Source organism: Kitasatospora sp. NPDC038210 (assembly GCF_055600605.1).
This window is the reverse complement of record NZ_JBVJYK010000050.1, coordinates 18,559-27,084: the sequence shown is the minus strand read 5'-3', so window position 1 is coordinate 27,084 and position 8,526 is coordinate 18,559. Positions and strand designations below refer to the sequence as shown.

Sequence of the window (8,526 nt, the reverse complement as noted above, 5' to 3'; positions counted from 1 at the left end):
CCCGGCATCGCGGCCACCGTCGTCGACGACAACGCCGTCGAGGTCCCCAACGGCTCCGGCGGCTACCTCGTCCTCACCGAGCCCTGGCCCTCCATACTCCGCACCATCTGGGGCGACGACCAGCGCTACATCGACACCTACTGGAAGCGGTTCAGCCCGGGTCTGACCGTGCCCGACGGCGCCTGGCGCTACTTCGCCGGCGACGGCGCGAAGAAGGACGAGGACGGCGACATCTGGCTGCTCGGCCGGGTCGACGACGTCATGCTCGTCTCCGGCCACAACATCTCCACCACCGAGGTCGAGTCCGCCCTGGTCGGCCACCCCTCCGTCGCCGAGTCCGCGGTCGTCGGCGCCACCGACGCCACCACCGGGCAGGCCATCGTCGCCTTCGTGATCCTGCGCGGGACGGCGACGGACAACGAGGATCTGATCGCCGAACTGCGCAACCACGTCGGCAAGACGCTCGGCCCGATCGCCAAGCCCAAGCAGATCAAGGTCGTCGGCGAACTCCCGAAGACCCGCTCCGGCAAGATCATGCGCCGCCTGCTACGCGACATCGCCGAGGGTCGTTCGGTCGGCGACACCACCACCCTCGCCGACTCCTCCGTGATGAACCTCATCCAGTCCCAGCTCCTGCCAGCGGGTAGCGAAGACTGACCGACCCCCCCCGAACCGCGCCGGCCTCCTTCCACCCGGGGAAGGAGGCCGGCGCATTCCCCTGTCCCGAACGGGTGGCCGACCCGGCGATCCAGGGCGTGACCAACCGGGAGATCGTCCGGCACCTGCTCGTCGGGCTGCGCACCGTGGAGGCCCATCTCGCCCATCCGTGAGGAAAATCGGGCATCGACTGACGCGCTATGTCGGCCGAGACGCTCTGCCAGCAGGCGGCCGAGGAGCGGGACGGCCCAGGGCCCCGCCGACGCCGGGCTCGCTGACCCGAGCCCGCGGGATCCCCGCCGATCAGCGGGCCGAAACACCGTGGGGGACGACCGGCCAAATCCTTCGGTGTCAACCGGCATCCGCGATCCGGCGGCTCCCTTCTAGGTTGACGGCAGGTTGGGGGCCGGACGACGTGGCCCGTCGGGCGGCTGGCTTGCCGCCCGGAACGGACGGATCGCCGCCCGCCCACGGGGGCGGCAGGCAGGAAAGAGAACACAGATGGTGCTGCGTATCGCGGCAATCGACCGGATCGGGCGGACGACCACGCCCGGCGATCCGCACAAGCGGCCACCGGCCCCCGCACGGGAGGCAGCAGGCAGGAGCCCCTGGACCGGGAGTCCGCTCGGCAGCACGGAAGCCGGTGCGCGATGAGCACCGCACCCCGCGTCGTCCCGCACGCGGCCCGCATCGCCGCCGCGCTCGCCCTGCTGCCGGGCACGCTGCTGGCCGGCGGCTGCGCGGGCTTCGTCGACGCGCCGCCGCTGGTGATCGCGCCGGGCGCCCGTGCTTCGGTGGCGGCCAGCCCGGCGGCGCTGGGTGCCGCCGCCTCGAGCAGCCCGGCGCCGACGGGCGACGGCGCGCCGGTGTTCGGCCGGGGCAGCCCGCACACCAGCATGTACGAGGGCCTGGGGACGCTGACCTCGTGCGACTCCGGGCGGCGGATGGCAGCCCTGAACGCTCCGCCGATCGACGTGCCGAGCGGCACCGCGGTCGGTACGGTGGCCGCCACCGGTGCCTCCGCAGAGGAGTGGCTCGTCTGGGCCGAGCCGGACGGCGGCCTGGTGCTGCAGTCCCTGCTCTCCAGTGACGCGGTCGGCCCGAAGCTGGTCACCGTGGAGCGGGGGCACTCGGCGGAGCTGCGGGACGATGTCACCGCGGGCCCCGGCGCCAACCCGAGCCCCATCGACTTCTCCGCCCAGCGTTGGCAGCTCACCGACCGGCGGCCGATGCCGGACGCGGCCGCGAAGGAGGCGGCCGCGAACGGCTGTCTGACCATCCGGACGCAGGACGGCACCAGCTGCCTGCTGGACACCGGCGCCGACCAGCCCCTGACGGTTGGCGACTGCTCGGCCCGCGCCGCCTGGTGGAGCCCCCAGGGGCTGAGCAACCAGCCCGACGAGTGACCGGCATTGAGACGCTGAACCAGGCGTGAGGCGCTGAACCAAGCGCCCTGGCGCCGGACTGCAAGGCAGTCCGGCGCCAGGGCGCTTGTCCGGTTGGTGGCCACTGTTGCGGTCGTCGCGGTCACCGCGCACCTCGCGCCCGCCCGCGCAACTGTCGCGGCGCGGCCGCGGCGGCTCGAAGGCGTGGGCCGGGGTACCGTCAGGCGGTCGAATTCTTCGGTGCCGACCACGCTCCTCCGTGGGTCGATGCCCTCCTACGGTGACCGCGGGGCGGGGATCCGGACGGCGGGTCCCGAAAGAGGGGCAACCGCCGCCCGGCGTCCGCGCAGGTTGGACCCGCCCCGCACCTAGCCCGCTCGCCGTCGCACGGCGCTGCCCCACCGAAAGGCCCACGCATGCCATCGATCTCTGCCGCCTTCCAGGACACCGCCCGGCCGCAGCCCACCCCCCAGCTCGGTCTGGCCTACCGCCTCGTGGCCACCGTGGGCGGTCTGGCGTGTCGCTTGGCCGGCCGCCGGGACTGGCGAGGTGCCGACCACTTCCCCCAGCACGGCGGGTACATCACCGCCGTCAACCACACCTCGGCCTTCGACCCCTTCGTCTATGGGTACTTCCAGTACCGCAACGGCCTGCCGCCCAGGTTCCTGATCAAGTCCTCGCTGTTCGGGCGTCCGGTCATCGGCCCACTCCTGCGGGCGGCCGGGCAGATACCGGTGGAGCGCGCGAGCGCCCGGGCGGCGCAGGCCCTGGACATGGCACGCGAGGCGCTGGCGGACGGCCAGTGCGTGGCGGTCTACCTGGAGGGCACGATCACCCGGGATCCCGACCTGTGGCCGGGGCCGGCCAAGACGGGAGTCGCCCGTCTGGCGCTGATGTCGGGAGCACCGGTCGTCCCGGTGGCGCAGTGGGGTGCCCACCGCTTCGTTCCGCCCTACGGCAGGGGCGGGCGACGCGTCAGGTTCCTGCCGCGTCCCACCTTCGTGGTGGCGGTCGGCCCGTCGGTGGACCTCTCCGACCTGTACGACCGCGAGCCCACCGCCGAGGTCCTGCACGAGGCCAGCACGAGGATCACGACAGCGATCACCGGACTGCTGGAGGACATCCGCGGCGAGCGGCACCCCGGCCGCGCGACCGAGCACGGCACACACAGGCCCGCTCAGCCGCTGACGTCATGACCGGCTGCTGCACCGTGCGACGGTGAACCGACGGTGCTCCCGGCTGCGTCCCGATCTGTGGGCGGGCCGGGCGTGGCCGCGGAACTCGGCGGACAGGGGCGGCCCGGGTTCGGCCGACCGGCAAATGGGTGCTCGGCCAGCTGCGCGCGGCGCCGCACCGGATGTTGCACATGAGCGGGATGGCGGCATCGCTGCGACCGGGCGGTCCGTCCGAGGATCCTGCGTATCTCCTTGCTGCGCTGGCGGGTTGTGACGAGGCAGGGCATGTGAGCATGGCGGCGCGGTGTTCGCTGGATCTCGCCTCGGCGTATCCGGCGCCCGCCCCCCGGCCGAGGCGTTCGAGGTCGCGCGGGATTCTCTGGCCCGCTGCCGGACGGCCGCCAGTTCGGCCGGGATCGTGCTCGCCCAGCGTTCCTTCGGCGAGGCGCCGGCAGCGTTCGGGCGGTACGACGAGACGGCCGGTGGAGTTCCGGGCGGACCTTGAGCTGTGCGGGGCGCGCAGGCTGGGAATCCGGCGCGCCCCGCACCCTGCTTGCCTGCGGCGCCGCGCCGGCCGACACGCAGCGCCACTGCGCGGCCAGTTCGTTCCTGGCGCCAGCGCTGCAGGCCCTGGCCACCTCGCCGACTCAGCTGGCGAGGTGGTCAGGGCCTGCTGGCGGCCTTGGACGCCGGTCAGTGTGCGCCGACGGGCTCCGTCTCTGCCTCCGGCGCCTCGGCGCAGTAGTCGGCCGGTCTGGTCTCGTCGTTGCCCGGGCGGACCTTGGCAGCTCTGAGCAGCACGGTCAGCACCACGGTGACGGTCAGGTTGAGCACGAACGCGGTCAGCCCGATGTAGCCGATCTGGCCGATCAACGGGATCATCCCGGTGCTACCGCCGAAGTGTTTGGTGGCTGGGGTGGCGATCCCGTAGGTCTGCCAGGTGCCGTAGACCATGCCGACGGCCCAGCCGGCCAGCAGGGCCCAGCGGTCGAACCAGCGGGTGACCAGTCCGACGGCCACAGCCGGCAGGGTCTGCAGGATCCACAGCCCGCCCAGCAACTGCAGGTTGATCGCGACCTGCTTGTCCATGCCGAGGACGAAGACCAGGGCGCCGACCTTCACCAGCAGCGAGGCGATCTTCGCGACCCGGGTCTCCTGCGCCGGCGTGGCGTCGGGCTTGATCAGTTCCTTGCAGATGTTGCGTGTGAACAGGTTGGCCGCGGCGATCGACATGATGGCCGCCAGCACGGCGAACGCGATGAATTGCGGCAGGTCCCGCAGCAGGGGGTTGGTGCTTGCCTGGCCGCCCACCCCGAGCACTTCCAACACTGCTTCGATGCCCACGAGTTGCAGGGCGACATAGGGGAGCGTGGCCAGGATTCCGGTCAGCGCGACGGCCACCGACAGCGCGCGAGAGCCGTAGCGTCCGCGCACGAAGCCGGCGGGTGTGACACAGCCGTGTGCCCCGGGCCACCGACCAGAGCCTCGGCAGCAGCGGGAACACCAGCGGGTAGGCAAGGATGGTGAACGGCACCGCGTAGAAGCCGGCGGACCCGGTGCCGTAGACGGCGGCCGACACCGCGACGAGGGTGTACGCGGTGTAGACGTCCCCGCCGAGCAGGAACCAGGTCACCCAGGTGCCGAACGAGCGCCCGCCCAGGCCCCATTCGTGCGTGTGCAGGGCGTCGGCCGGCCTTCGCTAGCGTGAGGCGAGGAAGCCCATCACCGTCACTGCCGTCACGAGCAGCAACAGGACCGTCAGCGCCGGGGCGTTCACCCCGGCGTCGAGCTGTGTGGTCACGCCGCACCGCCTTGGGCCGCCGCGCGGTTCTTCTCGTCCCGGTCCAGCAGCAGGTACGCGCCGCCGGTGCATAGCGCGGACACCAGCACCCACAACAGCTGGTACCAGTAGAAGAACGGTATGCCGCCCAGTCTGGGGGTGGTCTTGGCGTAGCTGGAGACCCACATCAGGGCGATCACCGGAAGCAGCAGGGCGAGCCCGGCCAGCAGACGTTCCGCGGTCAGCGGCGGCGAGGTGTGGCGAGTGTCGCCGGTTGGCAGCGGACGAAGGTCCGAGGACATGAACGAGCCTTTCCGGCGTGCTGGGTGGTTGGCGGCGGAGGCGCGCTGCGTGGCGGTGGACCGGCCGGGAGGCGGATGGTCAGGCCGTGGTCGCTGCGGATCGGCAGGCGCCGGCTGCGCGGCCGCCCGGCGTTCGTGCGACGGGCGGCCGCGGGATGTGCGCCGAAGGCCCTCACTGGCCCTCCATCCGCCGACCATCTCAGCAGCGTCGGGTCCCGCCAATCAACTGCGCTGGGAAAGCATTCGGTGTGTGGTGGCCCGGATTTCGGTGGGATCGGTCCGATGCCTCGGTTCGGATCGGCCGAATATGTGACTGTGAGTCAGATGGCAGATCGAAGGTGTGCACCAGTCGCGGGCCGCTGGCGATCCCGGCCACTCGGTCGGCGCCGAAGTGGTGGGCGGGTGCAGCCGAAGAGTTTCGGCTGCGGGCCGTTTCCGCTGGCTTTGGGCCGTGCCGATCTGTTGTGATCGAGGTGCGAACCCGACGGTGCGGGACACAGCCGCACGCGGGACGCCTCACGCCCGCCCCGCAGGATCAGCCCTGACTCCCCCGGCGGGGCGGGCGTGTCATCGATGTGCCGGCCGGATCCAGGGGGAAGCATGTCCACCCTTGGCCTCTCAGCCGAGGACTTTGCTGCGGCCGCCGAGGCCACCGAGCGGAACTGCCCGGTCGGCAAGGCGCCCAGCGGCGTGCCGATCGAGTTTGGCGTCCGTGCTGCTCGGCTGACCTGTGTCCGGTGCTGCACGGCGCGGCGGCACCGGACGCGGCGGCTCGTGGTCCGGCGGCCGAGTGCCGAGCCGACCGCCCAGGACCGTCGCCATGCCAACGTCTCGCCCGGGCTGCCCCCGCAGTCCGGGCGAGACGTTCTGTTGTTGAACCATCAGTTCTTCATCGTCTCCGAGCAATGTGCCTCAGAGGGACGGGGTCGAGGGCGTCGACGGTCCCCCACCGCACGGTGCGATGGGGGACCGTCGACGATTGCGGCCCGGCCGGCTCAGCGGCCGGCAGGCCCGGCCCAGGGGCTGTGGCCGATGCGCAGCTCCCAGGGTGTGGCGGCGGTGGCGGAGCGGCGTTCGCGCTGCCAGTACCAGAGTTCGGACTTGTCGGCGCCGCCGATCCCGGCGACCCGCCGCAGGTCGAGTGCGTCCTGACCATGTCGGCCGTCCGTGCCGGACCTGCCCAGGACATCGCGCAGCGCACCGGGGTCGGCGTGCAGCACGCTCACCCCGTAGCCGTGGACGATCTCCCACAGCCGCCCGGTCCGCGCCCACCAGTCGCCGTCCTCGCACAACACCTGGGCGGCCCCGACCGCCAACGGCCCGGACACCGCCATCGGGTGGCGCACCAGCCATTCGAGGTCGGCGGCGCACCAGTACACGTCGGTGCTGTGCAGGCCGAGCCGGAGGCCGGCGGTCAGTTCACCGGAGGTCGGTCCGGTCAGGTCGGTCCCGATGGCGGCCCCTGCCAGTACCCGGTGCCACCAGCGGTGATGGTCCGCCCGCCGCTGTGTCGGCCGGCCGCCGTACTGCACCACCAGGATCGGCGGAGCCGTCGGCGCGGCCGCTCCTGCCGGGTCGAAGGCCCGGTCGACGGTCGCCAGCCAGTCCTGCGGCTTGCCCTGGTGGCAGCCGCCGTCGGCTGTCACCACGAGGCGGACGTGTTGGCCGCGGCGCCGGGCGAGTTCGTCTGCCGGGTGCGGGCGCGACGACGGCCACGTGCCGAGGGTCGTGGGAACGGCACCGATCCGGGTGCACGCTAGCAGGGCGACGGCAGCCTCCGGGATCACCGGCAGGTGCAGGGCGACCTGGTCGCCCGCCCGCACGCCGAGCCGGTGCATCACCGCGGTGGCTTGGTCCACCTGCTTGGCCAGCTCGCGCCGGGTGACGGTCCGTCCGGCGCCCGCGCTGTCGACGGCGTAGAGCGCCACCTGGTCGCTCGGGACGGCGGGCAGCGGGCAGGCGGCGAGTGTGGTCCGTAGCACGGGGCCTCCGCTCGGTCAGGGTCTGGTATCGATCGGGCTGGTCAGTCATCGGTGTGGCTGCTCAGCCCCTGGGCGCTCCACCAGGCGGCGCGCGAGGAGCAGTCGCCGACCACCAGGGGCACGTCGGAGCCGTTGTCCAGCAGACAACCGCCGCCGTCCTGGGTTCTGATCCGCAGACAGCCGTCGGCGGTGGAGTCGGTCGCGGCGGACCCAGGAAACGGCCGCCGGTCGGTGAGCTGCCAGCGCTGCGCGGAGACGTCGACGGTGCCCGCCGTGACGTCGTCGCCCGTGCTGACGTCAGCCCTCAGGTACACAGTGCCGGCCCGGTCCGCAGTGATCAGCTGCGGCACGGGCGCGCCGCTGGAGAGCAGGGACTGCAGCGCCAGGCCGCCACCCGGCTCGGCCCAGACAAGCCATTCCTCGCCGTTGGCGCCGGTGGCGGCCGTCGCACCGACCCGGGTGCCGTCCGGCACGTCGGAGAGCGGGGCGTTCAGGGCGGCGATGCGCCGCCCCGAGGTGCAGGAGGACAGTGTCCCCAGCCCCGAGTACGAGGCGGTGTGCTGCCCGGTCGTGCCGAACACCGGTGGATCGCTCGGCGCGTCGGCCGGGTCGCCGAGGCTGCCTGGAGGCACGCTGTTGTCGGCTGGCTTCGATGTGCCGAGCGGGGAGCTCGGCACCCGGGTGTCGGTGCGGGTGCTCGACGCGGACGGGATCGCCGAAACCTCGTGGTCGAGGGTGCACCCGGTGACCAGCAGGGCGCCCGGTAGCAGGGCGAGAACGGCCGCGGTGCCCGCTGCGCGCGGCAGCGGGCGGTGGGAGACGGTCACCGCGGACCGGCCTGAGCGCCCAACTCGGCTGTGAGGGCGTCGAATCCGTTCCGCCACTCGTGCCGGGCGTTCATCCGGGTCGGCTTGCTTCGGCCCGGCTCCAGGAACCACAAGGCGCTCACCACCGTGCCCCGCTTCGCCCTGACCAACCGTCGCGCCGCCTCCTCCCGGGGCATCGCGTAGACCTGCCGTCCGGGGTGGCCGAACACCGGGGTCAGCTCGTGGACGCGCAGCATGTGTTCGGTCAGGGTCATCTCATACACGTCGACGGTGCCGAACACATCAATGACCAGGCGGCTGAGCCAGAGGTGCCAGCCCGGTGCGACCCGTACGGTGGCGAGCGTGCGGTTGACCGGCTCGTCGGACTCCGTCCCCCGGTCGGTCTGCTTCGCGCTCGGCGTGCACAGCACCATCTGTC

7 protein-coding genes and 1 pseudogene are annotated in these 8,526 nt (G+C 72.5%); 3 read left to right on the top strand and 5 right to left on the bottom strand.

Annotation, left to right across the window (positions count from 1 at the left end):
* From ACZ7KX_RS41455 to ACZ7KX_RS41445, 3 genes are all read left to right on the top strand, one after another.
* The coding region (locus ACZ7KX_RS41455) for an AMP-binding enzyme (RefSeq protein WP_470331125.1) at window positions 1-657 on the top strand (657 nt) is incomplete at its 5' end.
* A gap of 650 nt (window positions 658-1,307) precedes the next feature.
* Window positions 1,308-2,063 (top strand): hypothetical protein, encoded by a 756-nt coding sequence (locus tag ACZ7KX_RS41450; RefSeq protein ID WP_470331124.1) that lies wholly within the window; start codon window positions 1,308-1,310, stop codon window positions 2,061-2,063.
* A gap of 395 nt (window positions 2,064-2,458) precedes the next feature.
* Entirely contained in the window at window positions 2,459-3,238 is a 780-nt protein-coding gene (locus ACZ7KX_RS41445) for a lysophospholipid acyltransferase family protein (RefSeq protein WP_470331123.1), read from the top strand.
* Window positions 3,239-3,910: 672 nt separating this feature from the next.
* Here ACZ7KX_RS41445 and ACZ7KX_RS41440 read toward each other — a convergent pair.
* From ACZ7KX_RS41440 to ACZ7KX_RS41420, 5 genes and pseudogenes are all read right to left on the bottom strand, one after another.
* Window positions 3,911-4,940, bottom strand: a pseudogene (locus ACZ7KX_RS41440) (hypothetical protein).
* A 74-nt stretch (window positions 4,941-5,014) separates the two neighbouring features.
* Window positions 5,015-5,299: a DUF3311 domain-containing protein gene (locus tag ACZ7KX_RS41435; RefSeq protein ID WP_470331122.1), complete on the bottom strand. Its 285-nt coding sequence runs from the start codon at window positions 5,297-5,299 to the stop codon at window positions 5,015-5,017.
* 995 nt (window positions 5,300-6,294) lie between these two features.
* Window positions 6,295-7,281 carry an AMP-binding protein gene (locus tag ACZ7KX_RS41430; RefSeq protein ID WP_470331121.1) on the bottom strand — a complete coding sequence of 329 codons (987 nt, stop codon included), beginning with the start codon at window positions 7,279-7,281 and terminating at the stop codon, window positions 6,295-6,297.
* 41 nt (window positions 7,282-7,322) lie between these two features.
* Window positions 7,323-8,108 (bottom strand): hypothetical protein, encoded by a 786-nt coding sequence (locus ACZ7KX_RS41425; protein ID WP_470331120.1) that lies wholly within the window; start codon window positions 8,106-8,108, stop codon window positions 7,323-7,325.
* Window positions 8,105-8,521 carry a hypothetical protein gene (locus tag ACZ7KX_RS41420; protein WP_470331119.1) on the bottom strand — a complete coding sequence of 139 codons (417 nt, stop codon included), beginning with the start codon at window positions 8,519-8,521 and terminating at the stop codon, window positions 8,105-8,107. The genes ACZ7KX_RS41425 and ACZ7KX_RS41420 overlap by 4 nt, the downstream gene beginning before the upstream one ends.
* Window positions 8,522-8,526 lie beyond the last annotated feature (5 nt).